The organism is Mucilaginibacter defluvii (assembly GCF_039543225.1).
Taxonomy (GTDB): Bacteria; Bacteroidota; Bacteroidia; order Sphingobacteriales; family Sphingobacteriaceae; genus Mucilaginibacter; species Mucilaginibacter defluvii.
Genome location: NZ_BAABJI010000001.1, coordinates 149,923 through 168,739, shown reverse-complemented (window position 1 = coordinate 168,739; position 18,817 = coordinate 149,923). Strand labels below are relative to the sequence as shown.

Annotated in this window: 17 protein-coding genes; 3 read left to right on the top strand and 14 right to left on the bottom strand. The window is 44.9% G+C overall.

The genetic code is table 11. The annotated features are described in order from the left end of the window. Nucleotides 1-5: 5 nt before the first annotated feature. A complete protein-coding gene (gene ypfJ, locus ABD960_RS00695) occupies nucleotides 6-854 on the bottom strand; it encodes a KPN_02809 family neutral zinc metallopeptidase (RefSeq protein ID WP_345328907.1) in 849 nt (282 codons plus the stop codon). A 173-nt stretch (nucleotides 855-1,027) separates the two neighbouring features. Beyond that, the gene (gene recJ, locus ABD960_RS00690) at nucleotides 1,028-2,728 is read right to left on the bottom strand and encodes a single-stranded-DNA-specific exonuclease RecJ (protein WP_345328906.1); all 1,701 of its coding nucleotides are present in this window, start codon (nucleotides 2,726-2,728) and stop codon (nucleotides 1,028-1,030) included. Between the two features lie 131 nt (nucleotides 2,729-2,859). On the opposite strand from recJ, the gene ABD960_RS00685 reads away from it, so the two are divergent. Next, nucleotides 2,860-3,627: an MBL fold metallo-hydrolase gene (locus tag ABD960_RS00685; RefSeq protein WP_345328905.1), complete on the top strand. Its 768-nt coding sequence runs from the start codon at nucleotides 2,860-2,862 to the stop codon at nucleotides 3,625-3,627. On the opposite strand, the gene ABD960_RS00680 is transcribed toward ABD960_RS00685, so the two are convergent. The 3 genes from ABD960_RS00680 to ABD960_RS00670 form a co-directional block, all read right to left on the bottom strand. Continuing rightward, nucleotides 3,624-4,040 carry a response regulator gene (locus ABD960_RS00680; RefSeq protein WP_345328904.1) on the bottom strand — a complete coding sequence of 139 codons (417 nt, stop codon included), beginning with the start codon at nucleotides 4,038-4,040 and terminating at the stop codon, nucleotides 3,624-3,626. The genes ABD960_RS00685 and ABD960_RS00680 overlap by 4 nt on opposite strands. Nucleotides 4,041-4,374: 334 nt before the next feature. Further along, nucleotides 4,375-7,266, bottom strand: a complete 2,892-nt coding sequence (gene gcvP, locus ABD960_RS00675; RefSeq protein ID WP_345328903.1) for an aminomethyl-transferring glycine dehydrogenase — start codon at nucleotides 7,264-7,266, stop codon at nucleotides 4,375-4,377. A 143-nt stretch (nucleotides 7,267-7,409) separates the two neighbouring features. Next, nucleotides 7,410-8,132, bottom strand: coding sequence for a pyridoxine 5'-phosphate synthase (locus ABD960_RS00670; RefSeq protein ID WP_345328902.1), 723 nt, complete (start codon nucleotides 8,130-8,132; stop codon nucleotides 7,410-7,412). Nucleotides 8,133-8,469: 337 nt separating this feature from the next. Between ABD960_RS00670 and ABD960_RS00665 the strand changes: the two genes are divergently transcribed. Then, complete coding sequence (locus ABD960_RS00665; RefSeq protein WP_345328901.1) at nucleotides 8,470-9,195, top strand: glycosyltransferase family 2 protein; 726 nt, start codon at nucleotides 8,470-8,472, stop codon at nucleotides 9,193-9,195. Between the two features lie 4 nt (nucleotides 9,196-9,199). Here the strand turns inward: ABD960_RS00665 and ABD960_RS00660 are convergent, their stop codons facing one another. The 5 genes from ABD960_RS00660 to ABD960_RS00640 are packed head-to-tail and all read right to left on the bottom strand — an operon-like array spanning nucleotide 9,200 to nucleotide 14,088. Further along, entirely contained in the window at nucleotides 9,200-10,219 is a 1,020-nt protein-coding gene (locus ABD960_RS00660) for an asparaginase (RefSeq protein WP_345328900.1), read from the bottom strand. A 31-nt stretch (nucleotides 10,220-10,250) separates the two neighbouring features. Further along, entirely contained in the window at nucleotides 10,251-11,021 is a 771-nt protein-coding gene (locus tag ABD960_RS00655; RefSeq protein WP_345328898.1) for a TatD family hydrolase, read from the bottom strand. 47 nt (nucleotides 11,022-11,068) lie between these two features. Further along, nucleotides 11,069-12,058: an FKBP-type peptidyl-prolyl cis-trans isomerase gene (locus tag ABD960_RS00650; protein WP_345328897.1), complete on the bottom strand. Its 990-nt coding sequence runs from the start codon at nucleotides 12,056-12,058 to the stop codon at nucleotides 11,069-11,071. A 60-nt stretch (nucleotides 12,059-12,118) separates the two neighbouring features. Next, the gene (locus tag ABD960_RS00645) at nucleotides 12,119-13,075 is read right to left on the bottom strand and encodes an FKBP-type peptidyl-prolyl cis-trans isomerase (protein ID WP_345328896.1); all 957 of its coding nucleotides are present in this window, start codon (nucleotides 13,073-13,075) and stop codon (nucleotides 12,119-12,121) included. A 2-nt stretch (nucleotides 13,076-13,077) separates the two neighbouring features. Further along, entirely contained in the window at nucleotides 13,078-14,088 is a 1,011-nt protein-coding gene (locus ABD960_RS00640) for a DHH family phosphoesterase (RefSeq protein WP_345328895.1), read from the bottom strand. A gap of 188 nt (nucleotides 14,089-14,276) precedes the next feature. Here ABD960_RS00640 and ABD960_RS00635 point away from each other — a divergent pair, with 188 nt between their 5' ends. Next, nucleotides 14,277-14,696 (top strand): nucleoside-diphosphate kinase, encoded by a 420-nt coding sequence (locus ABD960_RS00635; protein WP_345328894.1) that lies wholly within the window; start codon nucleotides 14,277-14,279, stop codon nucleotides 14,694-14,696. Nucleotides 14,697-15,278: 582 nt separating this feature from the next. Here the strand turns inward: ABD960_RS00635 and ABD960_RS00630 are convergent. The 4 genes from ABD960_RS00630 to pyrH all read right to left on the bottom strand — a co-directional run bounded on the left by ABD960_RS00630 (nucleotide 15,279) and on the right by pyrH (nucleotide 18,785). Next, nucleotides 15,279-17,033, bottom strand: a complete 1,755-nt coding sequence (locus ABD960_RS00630) for an ABC transporter ATP-binding protein (protein ID WP_345328893.1) — start codon at nucleotides 17,031-17,033, stop codon at nucleotides 15,279-15,281. A 72-nt stretch (nucleotides 17,034-17,105) separates the two neighbouring features. Beyond that, nucleotides 17,106-17,669, bottom strand: a complete 564-nt coding sequence (frr, locus tag ABD960_RS00625; protein WP_345328892.1) for a ribosome recycling factor — start codon at nucleotides 17,667-17,669, stop codon at nucleotides 17,106-17,108. A gap of 64 nt (nucleotides 17,670-17,733) precedes the next feature. Further along, entirely contained in the window at nucleotides 17,734-18,066 is a 333-nt protein-coding gene (locus tag ABD960_RS00620; RefSeq protein WP_345328891.1) for a hypothetical protein, read from the bottom strand. Nucleotides 18,067-18,080: 14 nt separating this feature from the next. Continuing rightward, nucleotides 18,081-18,785 (bottom strand): UMP kinase, encoded by a 705-nt coding sequence (gene pyrH / locus ABD960_RS00615; protein WP_232177151.1) that lies wholly within the window; start codon nucleotides 18,783-18,785, stop codon nucleotides 18,081-18,083. Nucleotides 18,786-18,817: the final 32 nt, after the last annotated feature.

Here is an 18,817-nt window from a genome sequence, read left to right as displayed (position 1 = left end):
CCCCCCTACAACCCCATCTCCGCAAAAGTATCACCCTGCTTAACATCACCTGTTTCGTAGCCCTTTTTGAACCAGTATTGGCGTTGGGCGCTGGTGCCGTGGGTAAAGCTGTCTGGTTCTACGCGGCCGGTGCTTTCTTTTTGCAGGCGGTCGTCGCCTATTTGGTTGGCGGCGTTCAGGGCTTCGTCAATATCGCCGGGTTCTAATACGTTCTTGGTACTTTCTTCATAGTGGGCAAACACACCCGCGTAAAAATCGGCCTGCAACTCCAACGCTACCGATAGCTTGTTGTATTCTGCTTCGCTCACATTACCACGGGCACGCTCCAGTTTGGCGCTGGTACCCAGCAGTTGCTGTACATGGTGGCCAACCTCGTGCGCTACTACATAAGCGCGGGCAAAATCACCGGCGGCGGCAAAGCGTTGCTCCAGTTCGTCAAAAAAGGTAACATCAATATATACCTTACGGTCGCCGGGACAATAAAAAGGGCCGGTTGCAGATTGGGCAAAGCCGCAACCTTCGGTTTGTACACCATCTTCAAAAAAATGCAGGGTTGGCTCTTCGTAGGTTTTGCCCATTTGCTTAAACAGTTGCCCCCATATGTCTTCGGTATCGGCAAGCACCACACTTACAAACTTTTGTTGCTGGTTGTTCGGATCGATGCCCGGCTGGGTATTAGTCTGCTCGCCTTGTTGTTGCTGCATTCCGCCAAGCAGTGCTGATGGGTCAATCCCGGTAAAGAAGTAGATAGCGGCGGCAATAATGCCAACCACGCCCCCACCCAATGCCAAACCACGACCACCGCCGCTGCCCTGTTCGGTATTACTACTTTCGCGCCTGCCAAGCCATTTCATGTTATGCTGATTTAAAAGGTTTAAGCGTTAACATGAACAAGCGGCGGTTTGTTTTACTCACCCCCGCCGTAACAGAGAGAGGTGAATCACTCAATCAACCCGTAAAATAAGAATCCCTTTCTACGCTAAGCAGAGAGGGAAGTCGAGCAATAGCGATGACAAGATGAGTCAAGCTAATAACACCTTATCCCCTTTATATTTAATTGCATCGAGCGCTTGTCGCGCCATACATTTTCTTCAATACTGTAGCATACATCAAACGGCACACCCGGGCGTATCTGGTGCAGGCATTCGCCGTGGTTAAAGGCGATACAATCAAACCAGGCCGAGCCGGGCTGACTAATGCTCATCTTGATGTGATTACTGCCCACCAGTCCCGGCGTACCGTTCACATAAACGTTTTTCGACAAAAATACCGGCGACATATTGCCCGGCCCAAACGGCGCAAACTGGTTCAGCACCCGAAAGAATTTGCCATCAATATCCTTCAGGTCGAGTTCAGCGTCAATTTCTATTTGCTGGATCAATTGTTCGGCGGTAATGGAGGCGCTTACTACTTCTTCAAACTTCTCAACAAAGGCGTCTACATTCTCGGGCTTCATAGTAAGGCCTGCGGCATATTTGTGCCCGCCAAATTGCAATAGCAAGTCACTGCAGCCGCACAGAGCCTCATACAAATCATACCCCAAAACAGAGCGTGCCGAACCGGCCACATGCCCGTTTGAGCGGGTAAGCACTACCGTTGGGCGGTAATATTTTTCGGTAAGGCGCGAGGCCACGATACCGATAACGCCCTTATGCCAGTTCTCGTTAAACACCACGGTTGATTTGCGGTTAACCATTACCTCGCTTGCGCCGATCATGCTTAACGCTTCGTCGGTTATTTGCAGGTCGTGGCCTTTGCGTTCGGTATTTTTAACGTTGATGAGTGCACCTTTTTCGCGAGCATCTACTTCATCGCATGAGATTAAGAGTCGAACAGCGTGCTTGGCATCATCAATACGCCCGGCGGCATTAATACGCGGCCCCAACAGAAACACAATATCTGCAATAGAATAATTAGCGGTACGGCCTGCAACTTCCATCAATATTTTGATACCAGTACAAGGCTCATTATTTAGTTTTTGCAGACCAAAGTAAGCCAGCACACGGTTTTCGCCGGTAATTTGTACAATATCGCAGGCTATACTTATGGCAACCAAATCAACAAACCGGAATAAATCTTCAAACGGAATACCATTTTTTTCGGCATAAGCCTGTACCAGCTTAAAACCTACCCCACAGCCGGAAAGTTCCTTATATGGGTATTGGCAATCCGGGCGCTTAGGATCAAGCACGGCAACGGCCGCGGGTATGGTATCGCCGCAGGTGTGGTGATCGCAAATAATAAAATCAATATTCAGCGTGTTGGCATAATCAACCTTATCAATGGATTTGATACCGCAATCGAGCGCTATAATTAATGAGAAACCATTGGCTGCGGCATAATCAATACCTTGGGTAGATATACCGTAGCCTTCGGTGTAACGGTCGGGAATGTAATACTCCAGGTTATCATAACGCTCCTTAAAAAAGCCGTATACTAATGATACAGCCGTGGTGCCATCCACATCGTAATCACCGTAAATCAACACTTTCTCGTTACGGGCAATGGCCTGTTCAATGCGTTCAACAGCTTGTTCCATACCCGCCATCAGGAAAGGATCATGCAGATGTCGTATATCAGGGCGAAAAAAATATCGGGCTTCTTCGTAATCATTAATGCCCCTACTGATCAGCAAATGGCTCAAAACAGGATTGATGTTCAACGCTTCTGAAAGCCTTTTTACTTCATCATGATCCGCTTTTTGCCTGATGGCCCACCGTTTATTCATATCTTTGCAGGGGATAAAACCCTAAATATATAACATTGGCTTATAAACATAAAAGCCAATTAAATTATTGTTAACAAAATAACACCAGGCTGATATTTTGATTTGCTCAAACATCAGCAGATATACAGATCATGGAAATATTTACACTTGGCGAAGGCTCTTATTCAGTAGACGCGACAAAAAAGTTCATTCCTTTTAACCCCGAAACTGACGACCGTAAAAGCCGCCCTGGTTCTTTATTTATTCATGTAAACCCTTTTTTGATCAAAACGGCTACCGACCTTATTTTATTGGACAGCGGCCTGGGTTATAAAGACACACGCGACGAGCTATACCTGCACCAGCACATACGCAACGCAGGTTTTGAGCCTGATGATGTTACATTGGTATTGATGTCGCACCTGCATTACGATCATTCGGGCGGCCTGGTAGTTGAGCGCGGCGGCCTGCAACCCAGCTTTCCGCAAGCGGAACATGTGGTGCAGCGCGGCGAATGGGAATATGCCCTGGCCGGTAAATCATCATCATACCACATCGAGATATTTGAAACCTTGCAGCATAGCGTAAAGCTTACCCTTACCGAGGGCGACGGCACATTAAAACCAGGCATCACCTATCAGCTATCGGGCGGGCATTGCCAATACCATCAGGTGTTTTTAATTGAGGAGGATGGCCAAAAGGTGTTTTTCGGTGGTGATGAACTACCGGAACCCGAGCAGTTGCTGCGCCGCTTTATTGCTAAGTATGACTACGATGGCCGAAAAGCGATGGAACTGCGTGAGGAATATGGTAAACAAGCCGCCGCTGATGGATGGCGTTGTTTGTTCTATCACTCAAAAGGCACAACGGTTGGCACGGTTACTTTTGATGGCGAGCACTTCGCTATACAATCGATTTAATTTTCGTTTACGCCAAAAATTTCTTTGATACGATCAACGTTCAGCGGTTTCGAAATAAAATCGTTCACCAGCGGGTACGATTTGGCTTTGCTGATATCGTTGCTGAAAACTGATGAAGAGATGATGTAGATCTTGGTCTTTTTAAGCGGATCAATACCCAGCCTGTTATATTCGTCTAAAAAATCCCAGCCGTTCATTATCGGCATGTTGATATCAAGCAGTATGTAATCGGGTAAACTTTCAGGGTCTTTTTGCTGCAACTCTACAAGCTGATCTATAGCAAACTTTCCGTTAAGGCATGCAGTTATACTTGTGTTCAGCAGCGCTTTTTTAATCAGCTTGATGGATATAAAATTGTTTATCTCATCATCGTCAACAAGTAAAACATTTATTGTTTTGCTAAGAATGCTCATATCAGGGGTATTATACGTGTGTTCAAATAAAAGGTTCTATTCGCAAAGGTTGTAAAGCTATAAAAAATACGTCTCACAATTATCTTCTCTTAAAAATCTCCATGTAATTTTTTATCGCGTTAGCCGTTGCGAAATGCGCCTTTACAAAACACTGCTCAAAATTATATATAATATTATCGGTTTTGTGTTATCAAAAATATTATACAGGCAAATACGCAAATTGTTATTCAGTTGTTACTTAAATAGGCAATAAAATGACGTTTTTTTTAATAAAAAAACGCATAAACAACATGACTATGAGCCATATTGTTTATGCGTTAAATTTTGTGCTTAATTATTCAATTATACTTTCCTCAAAAGCATAATCTTCGAGCGGAGGACAAGAGCAAATCAGCGTACGGTCGCCATACGTATCGTTCACCCTGCCTACTGATGGCCAGAATTTGTAGGCCGCAACATAAGGCAGCGGAAATGCTGCTTTTTGACGGGTATACGGATGCTCCCATTGGTTACCGGTAACTACGGCAGCAGTATGCGGCGCGTTCTTTAATGGATTATCAATTTTATCCAAAATACCGTTCTCCACATCCTTAATTTCATTACGGATAGCGATCATCGCATCGCAGAAACGGTCAAGCTCATGTTTAGGCTCTGATTCCGTCGGCTCGATCATTACCGTACCCGCAACCGGGAACGATACCGTCGGCGCATGGAAACCATAGTCCATTAAACGTTTGGCGATATCGGTAACCTCAATTCCTTGCGCTTTAAACGAGCGGCAATCCAATATCATCTCATGCGCGCAACGGCCTTTGCTGCCGGTATACAATACAGGGTAATGTTCTTTTAACCTTGTTTTGATGTAGTTGGCATTCAGTATGGCGTATTTAGTAGCGTTGGTTAAACCCTCGCCGCCCATCATGGCTATGTAAGCGTGTGAAATGATCAGGATAGAAGCAGAACCCCATGGCGCTGCCGAAACAGCCGGGATAGATTTACCCTTATCAATATCAACTACCGCATGGCCCGGCAGGTACGGTACCAGGTGTTTAGCTACGCCTATCGGACCCATACCGGGACCACCACCGCCGTGCGGAATACAAAAAGTTTTGTGCAGGTTAAGGTGGCAAACGTCGGCACCTATGTTGGCCGGGCTGGTTAAACCAACCTGCGCGTTCATATTGGCGCCATCCATATACACCTGGCCGCCGTTTTCATGAATGATATTACATACCTCGATAATGCTTTCCTCAAACACACCGTGTGTTGATGGGTAAGTTACCATCAGGCACGAAAGTTCATTTTTATATTGCTCAGCTTTGGCTTTCAGGTCGGCAACGTCAATGTTACCGTTCTCATCGCATTTTACTACGATGATCTTCATGCCGGCCATCGCTGCTGATGCCGGGTTGGTGCCGTGCGCGGATGACGGGATCAGCGCGATGTTACGCTGCGTATCGCCCCTATCCAGGTGATAAGCGCGGATAACCATCAGGCCCGCATACTCGCCCTGAGCGCCGGCGTTGGGCTGCAAGCTCATGGCCGCAAAGCCGGTGATCTCGCTCAGCCATTTATCCAGCTCATCAAACAGCTGCATGTAACCGCCGGTTTGGTCAACCGGGGCGAACGGGTGCATCTTGCTAAACTCTGCCCAGGTAACAGGCACCATCTCCGTAGTAGCATTCAGCTTCATGGTACATGAGCCCAAAGCGATCATGGAGTGGCAAAGCGAAAGATCCTTATTTTCCAGTGATTTAATGTAACGCAGCATCTCATGCTCTGAGTGGTGCGAATTAAATACCGGGTGGGTAAGGTAAGCTGATGTACGCTGCAACTCAGCCGGTATTGTAGTTTGCAGATTGCCTTTCAGCTCCTCAATATTTACATCATTAAGGGTTTTGCCTTTTACCTTGGTAAAAAAGCGAACAATGGTTTTTACATCTTCTACAGAAGTAGTTTCGTCGAGCGTGATGGTAACTATTGAACCGTTGTAGTTCAGGTTTATTTCGTTATTCAAAGCCTCGCCGTGCAGCGGGCCAACGAGGTCACCCAGATTAAACTGCAGGGTATCAAAGTAAGCTTTGTTCAATTGTTTGTAGCCCAACTCCTCTAACGAGTTTGAAAGCAATACGCTTAAACCATGTATACGCTCGGCAATCAGCTTTAAGCCTTGCGGACCATGATACGCGGCATACATACCTGCCATAATAGCCAGCAACGCCTGTGCGGTACAAATATTTGATGTTGCTTTATCTCTGCGGATATGCTGCTCGCGGGTTTGCAATGCCATACGCAGGGCGTAGTTGTTGGCGCTATCAATAGTTACACCAATGATACGGCCCGGCATGGAACGCTTGTATTCTTCTTTGGTTGCGAAGAACGCCGCGTGCGGCCCGCCAAAGCCCATCGGGATACCGAAGCGCTGGCTGCTGCCTACTACAATATCGGCGCCCCACTCGCCCGGAGGCGTTAGCAGTACCAGGCTCATCAGGTCGGCAACAACGGTTAGTTTAATGCCTTTTTCGTGTGCTTTAGCAGCAAAATCGCTGTAGTTATACACCTCACCATTTTTGGCAGGGTACTGTACAATGGCGCCAAACATATCGTCAGTCAACTCAACCGACTCATGGCTGCCCATTACCAACTCGATGCCATAAGGCTCAGAGCGGGTTTTTAAAATATCAATGGTTTGAGCGAAAAGCTCCTCAGAAACAAAAAATTTATTGGCCTTTTGATTTTTACGCAGGCTGTACTGCATAAACATCGCCTCGGCAGCGGCGGTGCCTTCGTCAAGCAGTGATGCATTGGCTATTTCCATCCCGGTCAAATCAATCACCATGGTTTGAAAGTTAAGCAATGCTTGTAAACGGCCCTGCGCTATCTCAGCCTGGTAAGGGGTGTACTGTGTATACCATCCCGGATTTTCGAGGATGTTACGCTGTATTACGCCCGGAACGATAACATCATAATAGCCCTGGCCGATGTAGCTTTTAAATACCTTGTTTTTTGACGCGGTTTGCTTAAGCGTGTTCAGGTAATCAAATTCGCTTTTGGCAGGCGGCAAATTTAACGGGTTCTTCAGGCGTATCTGCGTCGGAACGGTTTGTTCAATAAGCTCATCTAATGAATTTGCGCCTACTGTTTTTAACATTTCGGCGGTGTCGGCTTCGTTGGGTGCGATGTGGCGCGACTGGAATTTCTCCTGGTAATCAGTGTTCAATTGCATGAAAATGTGGCCCTGTTAATATATGCCGCAAAGGTACAATTATTACGCCGATTATCAACCACCTAACATCTTATTGACATTGTGTTTACACCATATTGAACGGCTACGAACACATACTAAGACAAAATTGATAAAACGTTATATCAATCAGCCTTTAATTGCTGCAAATATTGCTTTATGGTACTTTCCAATCCCATATATAAAGCATCACAAATAAGCGCGTGGCCAATACTTACTTCCAGTAAACCCGGAATATTATCCGTAAAAAATTTAAGATTTTGCAGGTCAAGATCATGCCCGGCATTGATGCCTAAACCTGCCTCATTGGCTACCTTTGCCGCGGCAATATAAGGTGCGATGGCCAGCTCCCGCCCATGCGAAAAGTGGTTTGCATAACCTTCAGTATAAAGTTCTATTCTATCAGTACCCGTAGTAGCGGCAGCCTCAACCATCTGGGGTACCGGGTCAACAAAAATAGATACCCGGATGCCCGCCTGTTGAAACATAGCAATGGTATCCTTCAAATACTCTTGGTTGGCAATAGTATCCCAGCCGTGGTTTGAGGTTATCTGTCCCAGTTCATCAGGTACCAGGGTAACCTGCGCCGGTTTGGTTTCCAGCACAAGGTCAACAAACTTTTGTTCGCGACTGTTGCCTTCAATGTTGAACTCGCTGGTTATAACATTCTTTAACGCACGCACATCATCATAGCGTATATGTCGTTCATCGGGCCGCGGGTGTACGGTGATCCCCTCCGCGCCAAAACGTTCGCAATTCATAGCCGCCTTTATCACATCTGGGTTGTTGCCCCCGCGTGAGTTGCGCAGCGTTGCTATTTTATTGATGTTTACTGACAAACGTACCATAAGCTTATTTCTATTTATGCGTGGGCAAATATCATTAATTAAGGCTTAAACAATAAAATGTATTTTTAGATTGCTTCCATTAAACTAAATCAACGAAACGCACCCATCCCGCATTGCGCATTTAATTCCCCACATTGTTGCATTAGCTTCACTTATATTTTTTGGCTTTTCAACTTTTTAATCATAAAGGAATTAAAAAGCATTCCATAAAGGTGTATTTCATACACTTTTAAAGTGGATATTCGCCTTTTCCGTGATATACCCCTACAACGCGGTGTTGTAGGCATAATTATAGCACTCAGAGGTTGTTACTTAATTTAACCGCAAACTATCGATCATGCCGATTACTAAACTTTCTATTGTTATACCTGCTTATAATGAAGGCCGTACCATTCACTTCATCCTTAACAAAGTAAAAAGCGTAAGCCTGCGCAATAACATTTCTAAGGAGATAATTATAGTTAACGACCGCTCGACTGATAATACAGAAGAAGCCATAAAAAGCTACATGGATGCCAATACCGATATGGATATTAAGTATTACGCGCATGAGCTTAATAAAGGCAAAGGCGCCGCGTTGCATACTGGTATCAGCAAAGCCACCGGCGAGTACCTGGTAATTCAGGATGCCGACTTGGAATATGACCCAGAAGAGTTTAACGACTTACTTAAACCTGTTGTTGAGGGCTTTGCCGATGTGGTTTTCGGTTCAAGGTTTATGGGCGGTAACGCACACCGTATTTTGTTCTTTTGGCACACTATAGGTAATAAGTTTTTAACCACCTTATCAAACATGTTTACCAACCTTAACCTTACGGATATGGAGACGTGTTATAAGCTGTTTGATACCAAAATGATACAGGCGCTTACCCTGCGCGAAAAGCGCTTCGGTTTTGAGCCGGAGGTGACCGCTAAAATATCACGCGTACCAAAAATCCGCATTTATGAAGTAGGAATATCCTACTATGGCCGCACTTACGAAGAAGGCAAAAAGATAGGTTGGAAAGATGGCTTCCGCGCTATCTATTGCATTCTGAAATACGGTATGCTCGGCGTTAAGTAACCGGTCAGGAGATAGTCAGCTCGCCGCGCAGATCGGTTTCAAGCCACGCTTTTACCTGCAGCGGATCGTTCGACTGGCCCAGCAGATACATCATTTTGGTTACGGCAGCCTCAAAGGTCATGTCGTAACCATTGGTTACACCAATATCCTTCAGCTGCTTGCTGGTTTCGTACCGGCCAAGTTCAACGGTACCCACTTTACATTGCGATATATCCAGTATCACCTTACCGCTGTCAATAGCCTTTTTAAGCAGATCAATAAACCAATCATCAGTAGTTGTATTTCCCGAACCGTAGGTTTCCATTATAACCCCCCGAACCTCTGAGGCCAATATGCTTTCAACCACCTTCGGACTAATACCCGGGTATAGCTTCAGCACCGCAACATCATTAGCAGCCATGTTGTGTACAATAATAGGCTCTGTTCCGGGCTGACGGATATCATTCACGCTAAAGCGAAGATGCACCCCTGACTCAGCCAGTATCGGATAATTGGGCGAACGGAAGGCCTCAAACTTGGATGAATTGTATTTAAACGCGCGGTTACCACGAAAGAGCTTGTAATCAAAATAGATACAAACTTCGGGCACACGCGCACGATCATTCTTTTTGGCTTTTGCCAGCTCAATGGCCGTCATTAAGTTTTCCTTGGCATCGGTACGTACCGCGCTTATGGGTAGCTGCGAGCCGGTAAATATTACCGGTTTATCCAGGTTCTCGAGCATAAAGCTCAGTGCCGATGCACTGAACGCCATGGTGTCTGAACCATGCAGCACCACAAACCCATCAACCGAATCATAATTCTTTTTAATAAGCCGCGCCAGCTCGTTCCATATTTCCGGATTCATGTTGGATGAATCAATAACGGTATCAAACGAGTGTACTTTTATTTTGCAATTAAGGCGCTCCAGTTCGGGCACATTGTCCATTATCTGTTCAAAGTTAATGGGTACAAGCGCTTTGGTAACAGGGTCGCTCATCATACCTATTGTCCCCCCGGTATAGATGATCAGTATCTGGTTCATTAATATTTGTCGTGTGTTGTTTAATAAATTATTATACCCCGAATATCTTTTTTGAATTAAGGGTAGTTACATCTGCCACCGTTTCAACATCTGTATTGTATATATCGGCAAGCTTTTGCGCGATGTATATCAGGTACGAACTTTCGTTAGGTTTACCACGGTACGGAGTGGGGGTAAGATACGGAGAATCCGTTTCTAAAACGATATGCTCTAAGTCGATTTGCTCAACCACTTTATCCAGCCCGCTGTTTTTATACGTAACCACACCGCCAATACCCAGGTAAAACCCCAGGTCGATCACCTTTTTACCATACTCGGCCGTACCTGTAAAGCAATGGAATATGCCGCGAAGTTTATCATCAGCTTCGCTGGCCAGCACCTCGTAAACTTCGTCAAAAGCATCGCGGCAATGAATCACGATTGGCAGATGGAGTTGTTTAGCCCAATTAATCTGGGCCTTAAAGGCGGCTATCTGCCCTTCAAGATAAGTTTTATCCCAATACAGGTCGATACCGATTTCGCCGATAGCATATATCTTATGTTCGGGCTGATGGCAGGCTTTGATCCTTTCCAGATGTTCTTCCCAACCTGGTTTTACATCGCATGGGTGCAGGCCAAGCATCGGGAAACACATTTCGGGGTAAGCATCAGTAAGGGCATAAACTTTAGCTACCGAATCAGCATCAACATTGGGCAAAAACAACCGCTTTACATCGTTTTGAATGCAGCGGTCTATCAATCCGCGGCGCTTCTCCAGGTCGGTTTCGTAGTATAGATGGGTATGCGTGTCAGTTAATACCATGCGGCAAAAATAAAAAAGCCCTCTGATTAATATCAGAAGGCTTCAAATTAATTAGCTTTTTTACTTGTGGCTGCCTTTTTAGCGGTGGTCTTTTTACGTACCGGCGCTTTTTTAGCAGGCGCTTTTTTAACCGGCGGTGGTATTACTTTTTTGCCGGGCTTCACCTTTACCAATTCCACATCAAACAGCAGGGTGCTGTACGGCATAATTACCGGCGGCGAACCACGCTCGCCATAACCTAAGGCCGATGGGATGATCAGCGTAGCTTTTGAGCCTTCGCCCAATAGCGCCAGGCCTTCCTCCCAGCCTTTGATTACACGGCCTTCGCCTTGTACTACCTCTATCGGCTCGTAAGTACGGCCGGGTTGCTGCAGGTTAGCTTTCTTTGCCTCGGCTTCAATGCTTGAGTCAAATACTTGGCCATCAAGCGTGCGGCCAACATAGTTTACCAGCATGGTATCGCCCGCTTTAGGTTTTAACTTGGCTGAGGGTGTTTTAATAATATATTTTAAGCCCGACGGTGTAGTAGTAACTGCCAGTTTATTATCGGCGATATACTTATTTGCCGCGGAAGTTTCCGCATCCTTAAGCTTGGCCATTTCGGCTTCTTTTTCGGCCATCGCTTCAGCCATTGATTGTACTTTTTCGATCTTTAACCGTGTAATAATGTTTGTACCCTTTTTCAGGAACGGCGGCATAGCATCCTCATGGCCTTTAAATATCGAGTCGACCGGAAGTTTTACAATCGCGCTGTCCTTAGCACCTAACAGGGTAAATACATCCATCAAATCCATCATGCTTTGCGAAGCGCGCACCTGCGTTTGTACCGGACGACCGGCTTTGTAAGTGCTGAACAATACTGAATCCTTATCAGTTAACTGCTCAACCTGGAAAGTGATGATATCGCCCTCTTTAATGCGGGGTGCATTGTTTTTTGTAACGATGGTATACTCGGCGCCTTTAGCCGTACGCTGCGTTTGTGCCAATACCGGCAACGCCAGGGCGGCCAGCACAAATGATAAACAAGCTTTTTTCATAAGTAATAAAAAGGCCTTCCTGATGGGTATCAGAAAGGCCGGTATTTTTAAAATTTCAAATTATTTTTTTGCCGGGGCAGCAGCCGGAGCTTGCGGTGCAACACCTGCTTTTGGTTTCACAATATCAACCACCTCAATATCAAACGCCAATGGTGAGTACGGCGGGATAACGTTTGGTGAACCCTGCTCGCCGTAAGCTGAACTTGAAGGGATGATGAATGTACCTTTGGCGCCTTTGTTAAGCAATACCAATGCATCAGCCCAACCTTTAATAATGCCTGCCGAACCAACCGGAACACGGATAGGCTCATATTTACGCATCGGGTTAGCGATTTTTTCTTTCTCGGCGATGTCCTTAACGCTGGTATCAAACACTTTACCTGAAAGTAAACGACCTGTGTAGTTAACTACCGCGGTATCACCTTCAACAATTTGCGGGCCGCTACCTTGTTTAGTAATTACATAGCTAAGGCCTGAAGGGGTTTTAGTTACTTTCAGATCTTTCTCGGCAATGTATTTAGAGATTAATGCAGGCTCACGTTTTTTAAATTCTTCTCCTTGTTTTTTGAAGTACTCAGAAATACGGCCCTGGAAAACCTGGTCGCTCAGTTTACCTTTTGGTATTACTTTTTCAACCTTCATTTCGTAAACCAGGTATTTACCTTTTAACTGCGGCGGACGCTGACCTTTTGGGAATACCGAATCGATATTCATTTTAATTGTAGCGCTGTCACCCTCGCTTAACAATTGCATTGCCGCGTAGATGTCGCCTTTTGATTGTGGTTTTTGCATCAAAACCGGTGTAGAGTTACCAGCATCGTAAGTTGATGACAATACCGAATCCGCATCGTTTTTAGCGATAACGTTAACGGCTAAAAAGTCGCCTTCTTTAATGGTAGTACCTTCTTTATCGGTATGTATATTATAAAGCAAACCACCCGGACCTTGCTTAAATCCACCGTTACAGCTTGCCAAGGCTAATGCGGCAAGCGTAAAAAACATGAAGCCTTTTTTCATTTTTATTGTATTAATAACTTTTTGTAGTTGGGTAATATATCTTTTAATTCTTGTACAACCTCGTCAAGCGCTTTGTCCGATCTTCCGCCGGCCGCGTTGCGGTGCCCCCCGCCGCTAAAATACTTTTTACATATCTCGTTAGCCGGAAACTCGCCTTTTGAGCGCAGCGACAGTTTAATACCGTCAGTACGCTCAACAATAAATGCTGCAAGTTTAATATTGACAATTGAAAGCGCAAAATTTACTATTCCTTCGGTATCGCCGGTTTGCACATCGTATTGCTCCAGCTCTGCTTTGGTTACTGATACGATGGCCGTATTATATTCATAAAGCACTTCCAGTTTGCTGCTCAGGCAATGGCCTAAAAAGCGCAGGCGGTTTTCGGTAGAGCTATTGTAAACCAACTCATGAATACGCCAGTTAACCGCCCCTGCATTAATAAGTTCTGCCGCTATCAGGTGTACCTCGGCGGTAGTTTTTGGCAAGCGGAAAGATGCTGAGTCCGTCATGATACCCGTATACAAACAGGTAGCCACATCTTTATTGATCAAAGCCTTATTATTAAGTGCGTCAGCAATAAAGGTGTATACCAGTTGCGCGGTAGCACAGGCGTTGATATCCCAGTAACGGAAATCATCAAAATCCTCAGGCTCCAGGTGATGGTCGATCATCAGCTTAACGGCCTGGCTGGCACGTACGCTGTCTGTCATCGCATTGATACGTGACAGTGCATTAAAGTCAAGGCAAAAGATCATTTCAGCCTCGGCTATCAGCGTATCGGATATAGCAACATTTTCTGTGTAAATGATCACTTCTTCGTTGCCCGGCATCCAGCTTAAAAAGTCGGGATAGTCTGACGGTACTACAACTTTGGCATGATGCCCCTGCTGTATCAGATAGTTATACAAGCCTAATGATGAGCCCAGCGCATCGCCATCGGGCTTATGATGCGTGGTAATTACTATTTTTCGTGGCTGCTCTAACAGCCGGGCAACCGAGGCTATATCTAACATCAAACTTTTTTAAAGGATTGCAAAGCTAAGATAAATTTCCAACGCATTGATATTTAGCTGTAACATTTTTAATTACACAATTTTTATGCTGATGAAAGATAAAACGCTGCTGCCTTTGCCCTTATGCCAAAAACTTTTAAAAATGACGCGGCAAAAGTCTATTTTTGCGGCAACTTTAAACACTTAAGATGGAAACTAACAAAACATTTACCATGATTAAGCCTGACGCTGTTGCAAACGGGCATATTGGTGCAATATTGGATAAGATCACTAAAAGCGGATTTAAAATTGTAGCGCTTAAATATACCGCTCTATCTGCTGCTAAAGCTGGTGAATTTTACGCGATTCACAAAGAGCGTCCTTTTTACAGCGCCCTGGTTGAATTCATGTCATCAGGTCCGATAGTAGCGGCTATACTGGAAAAAGATAATGCGGTTGAAGACTTTCGTAAACTGATTGGCGCTACTGATCCGTCAAAAGCTGAAGAAGGTACTATCCGCCAGTTATTCGCCAAATCAATTGAGGCCAACGCGGTTCACGGTTCAGACTCTGACGAGAACGCACAGATTGAAGGCAGCTTCTTTTTCTCTGCTTTCGAGAAATTTTAAGCATCGGCTTAAAGCAAAAAAACAAAGGGCTTACGGTAATCCGCAAGCCCTTTGTTTTTTTGAGGTTTTAATAATATTACTTTTCATTTCTCGCTATCGCTCGAAATGACAGGATTTATAATAACCAATAAAATCAAAAGCACAACCTATAAATACCCTATCCTTCCGGCATCAGGAATGCCCGGAGTAGCACAAGCCCTGCCAAAGCACAAACTTTCACCGGGCAGGACGCAGCCGGCAGTTTTTCTTTGGTTACTTTCTTTTGTCTGCACAAAAGAAAGTGACATCCACTAAAGTTAATAAAGTACATCCTTATGCTCATTAGCGGTATCAATGCTTTTATTAAGCGATTGTGCATTAAATGTCGTCAGCCTGCTCTTGGGCGCAGGGCCCAGTTACTTTATCTTAGACACAAAGTAACCAAACTTAGCGTAGCGATCTCATGAACACCTTAAAAAACAAATAATAATGTGAATAACGTCAAGCCGGAAAAAACCTTCCACCCGCAGGCCATACTCCCCGGCCCGGTTTTCCGGCAGGCCGACGCGCTTTTTTTCTGGTTTCGGTAAGACAAAAAATACATTAAGCGTCAATTACATCCTTCTCACCTATCTGCTGCCTCCACATAGCATAGTACAAGCCTTTTTGTAGCAACAGATCGAGGTGCTTGCCTGATTCCACGATATTACCTTTCTCCAATACATAAATCCTATCGGCATGCATAATGGTTGACAGGCGGTGGGCGATCAGTATGGTGATGTGATCATTCTTGACAGACACGTCGCGAATGGTTTCGGTGATCTCTTCCTCGGTCAGCGAATCTAAAGCCGAGGTTGCCTCGTCAAATACCAGGATATCGGGGTTACGCAATAAGGCACGGGCTATAGAAAGGCGTTGTTTTTCACCACCAGATACCTTTACCCCACCCTCACCTATTACCGTATCCAAACCTTTGTCGGCACGGGCCAGTAAGCCCTGGCAGGCTGCACGATGCAGTACATTCATACACTCGGCATCAGTAGCGCCCGGACGAACGAATTGCAAATTCTCACGAATAGTGCCGGAAAACAATTGCGTGTCCTGCGTAACAAAACCTATACGTTCGCGCAGCTGATCCAGATCAATGGCCTTGCTTGGTACGCCATTATATAAAATATCTCCTTCAATAGGCGGATATAAACCTACCAGCAATTTAACCAGTGTGGTTTTACCTGATCCGGACGGACCAACAAAAGCAATGGTTTCGCCGGTATTTGTTTCAAAACTTATATGGTTCAGCGCATTGCGATTAGCCGTTAGATGCTTAAAGCTAACATCTTCAAACGAGAGCGTCTTAACCTTTTCAAGCAGTACCGGTTTATCGGGCTTAACATCAATGGGAGTTGACAGTATCCGGCTAAAATTACCCAGGGATACCTGTGCCTCGCGCCATGACAGGATAACATTACCCAATTCCTGCAAAGGGTTGAACAGGAAGAATGAGTAGAACAAAAAGCTGAAATACTGCCCCGGCGATATGGTATGCCTGAATATCAGCATCAGTAAAACCACCACCATAGCGCTGCGCACCAGGTTAACGGTAGTGCCCTGCACAAAGCTCATGCTGCGCACAAACTTTACTTTTTTCAGTTCCAGGTCGAGTATTTTGTAAGTGGTTTTATTTAAGCGCTCAATCTCCTGATTAGCCAGGCCAAGACTTTTTACCAGTTCGATGTTACGTAATGATTCAGTTGTTGAGCCGGCCAGCGCGGTGGTTTCCGTAACAATATCCTTTTGCACCTTTTTTATACGGCGGCTCATCAGCGTACTAACCAACGCGATAACCGGTATTGCGGCAAAATACACCAGCGTTACCCGGTAGTTTACCGCCGCCGAATATACAATAACGAACACCATACCAACTATGCTTACAAACAAAATACTGATGAACGAGGTGATGAATTTCTCGCTATCGGTACGTACTTTTTGCAATATGCCAAGTGTTTCGCCGCTGCGCTGGTCCTCAAACACCTGGTAAGGCAACTGCAGCGAATGTTTTAAGCCATCGGCATACATTTGCGCGCCGGTTTTTTGCACAATAATGCTGGTAAAATAATCCTGAAAGTTTTTAGCTATACGCGATACCATGGCTACGCCAATGGCATAGCAAATTAAGCGTATCACGTTATTGAGGTACTGGCTGTACTCCAGATGATCACGTTTTTCAATCACCTCGTCAACAATACGACCGGTAATATAAGGGTCGAGCAGGGAGAAGCCGATATTGATAGCAGCCATTGCCAGGGCAAGCGCTACCACCCATTTATGTTTTGTTAAATAAGATAAAAGCAATTTCATACAAGGCGCAAAAATAAAAAAAGGGAATGGCGTAAAACGCTCACTCCCTTTAATTTGACATTAGGTTGGTTATTAAACCGTCATTATATCTTTTTCTTTAGCTTCTGATAACACATCGCATTTAGCTATGTAGCTGTCGGTCAGCTTTTGGATCTCAGCTTCACCGGTTTTGATCTCATCTTCTGATACACCTTCAGATTTAAGCTTTTTGATCTTCTCATTAGCATCTTTACGGATGTTACGGATAGCGATCTTGCCGCTTTCCACTTCGCCTTTAGCTTTCTTCACCAGGTCACGACGGCGCTCTTCAGTAAGCGGCGGTACGTTGATACGGATAATTACACCATCATTAGTCGGGTTTACACCCAGGTTGGCATCCTTAATCGCTTTTTCAATAGCGTTTAGTAATGATTTCTCCCATGGTTGTACCACAATGGTTCGCGCGTCAGGCGTGTTTACGTTACCTACCTGGCTCAGCGGTGTTGGCGTGCCATAGTAATCAACGGTAATATCATCCAGCATGGCCGGGTTTGCCTTGCCAGCACGGATCTTTAAAAGTTCGCTATCTGTATGGTCAACGGCTTTTTCCATTAAAGCCTTTGCATCGTTAACCTGCTTTTTAATGAGTTCGCTCATTTTTATAAATTTTCAACAAAAATAATAAAATCAATTACATTGAGTCTTCTATAAAACTCAAATGTTATGGCAATTGCTTAATACTTTGCCCTTTAAATAACGCAACAAATTTTACAGCATCTTTCATTGTTTTGGGATACCTCATGTAATAACCATTCGATGCATACCACTCTTTTGATGGAAGATCGTCAGAAACATGCTGGTAATTAAATCCTTGTAAATAAAGATACTGAACGACCCTCCATTGCTTTGCATCTGTCTTTTTGGGCGGGCGAAACTTATGATTGTAAATCTTGTACTGAACACCACAGCTTGGGCATAAAGTAATAACCTTATTAGTTACTTGACTTAAATTAAAAGCAACTCTACAATTTAAGCATACTTTTTTGTACCCCATATTCTATACTGATATTACTTTACTATAGTACCCACGTGTTCGCCCTGGGCCAGCTTCATAAAGTTACCTTCTTTGTTCATATCAAACACTACAATGGGCAACTTGTTCTCTTTACATAGCGTAATTGCAGTCATGTCCATTACGTTAAGCCCCTTGTCATACACTTCCTGAAAGCTGATCTCGTCGTAACGGGTGGCTGATGGATCTTTCTCCGGGTCGGCAGTATAAATGCCATCTACACGGGTACCTTTCATCACTACGTCAGCCTTGATCTCGATAGCACGTAATGAGGCAGCTGTATCGGTAGTAAAATAAGGGTTACCTGTACCGGCACCAAAAATCACGATCTTACCGGTATGTAAATGCGTCATGGCACGGCGACGGATGTAAGGCTCGCATATTTGTTCCATTTTTATGGCCGATTGCAGGCGGGTTTCAATACCCAGATCTTCAAGCGCGCTTTGCATCGCCATACAGTTAATTACCGTGGCCAGCATACCCATGTAATCGGCCTGGGCACGTTCCATACCTGATTTTTCGGCGCTTAATCCCCTGAAAATATTGCCGCCGCCAATAACAATGGCAACCTCAATACCGGCATCAAATACAGTTTTAATATCCTGCGCGTATTGCTGCACGCGGTTATTATCAATACCATATTGCCTTTCGCCCATCAGCGATTCACCGCTGAGTTTAAGTAAGATCCTTTTGTATTTCATCAGATATGTGTTATAGTGTTGTCAGTTAGTTT

Excerpts from the sequence above, each read along its gene's own strand:
- ypfJ (WP_345328907.1), bottom strand. The coding sequence starts at position 854 with ATGAAATGGCTTGGCAGGCGCGAAAGTAGTAATACCGAACAGGGCAGC.
- recJ (WP_345328906.1), bottom strand. The coding sequence starts at position 2,728 with ATGAATAAACGGTGGGCCATCAGGCAAAAAGCGGATCATGATGAAGTA.
- ABD960_RS00685 (WP_345328905.1), top strand. The coding sequence starts at position 2,860 with ATGGAAATATTTACACTTGGCGAAGGCTCTTATTCAGTAGACGCGACA.
- ABD960_RS00680 (WP_345328904.1), bottom strand. The coding sequence starts at position 4,040 with ATGAGCATTCTTAGCAAAACAATAAATGTTTTACTTGTTGACGATGAT.
- gcvP (WP_345328903.1), bottom strand. The coding sequence starts at position 7,266 with ATGCAATTGAACACTGATTACCAGGAGAAATTCCAGTCGCGCCACATC.
- ABD960_RS00670 (WP_345328902.1), bottom strand. The coding sequence starts at position 8,132 with ATGGTACGTTTGTCAGTAAACATCAATAAAATAGCAACGCTGCGCAAC.
- ABD960_RS00665 (WP_345328901.1), top strand. The coding sequence starts at position 8,470 with ATGCCGATTACTAAACTTTCTATTGTTATACCTGCTTATAATGAAGGC.
- ABD960_RS00660 (WP_345328900.1), bottom strand. The coding sequence starts at position 10,219 with ATGAACCAGATACTGATCATCTATACCGGGGGGACAATAGGTATGATG.
- ABD960_RS00655 (WP_345328898.1), bottom strand. The coding sequence starts at position 11,021 with ATGGTATTAACTGACACGCATACCCATCTATACTACGAAACCGACCTG.
- ABD960_RS00650 (WP_345328897.1), bottom strand. The coding sequence starts at position 12,058 with ATGAAAAAAGCTTGTTTATCATTTGTGCTGGCCGCCCTGGCGTTGCCG.
- ABD960_RS00645 (WP_345328896.1), bottom strand. The coding sequence starts at position 13,075 with ATGAAAAAAGGCTTCATGTTTTTTACGCTTGCCGCATTAGCCTTGGCA.
- ABD960_RS00640 (WP_345328895.1), bottom strand. The coding sequence starts at position 14,088 with ATGTTAGATATAGCCTCGGTTGCCCGGCTGTTAGAGCAGCCACGAAAA.
- ABD960_RS00635 (WP_345328894.1), top strand. The coding sequence starts at position 14,277 with ATGGAAACTAACAAAACATTTACCATGATTAAGCCTGACGCTGTTGCA.
- ABD960_RS00630 (WP_345328893.1), bottom strand. The coding sequence starts at position 17,033 with ATGAAATTGCTTTTATCTTATTTAACAAAACATAAATGGGTGGTAGCG.
- frr (WP_345328892.1), bottom strand. The coding sequence starts at position 17,669 with ATGAGCGAACTCATTAAAAAGCAGGTTAACGATGCAAAGGCTTTAATG.
- ABD960_RS00620 (WP_345328891.1), bottom strand. The coding sequence starts at position 18,066 with ATGGGGTACAAAAAAGTATGCTTAAATTGTAGAGTTGCTTTTAATTTA.
- pyrH (WP_232177151.1), bottom strand. The coding sequence starts at position 18,785 with ATGAAATACAAAAGGATCTTACTTAAACTCAGCGGTGAATCGCTGATG.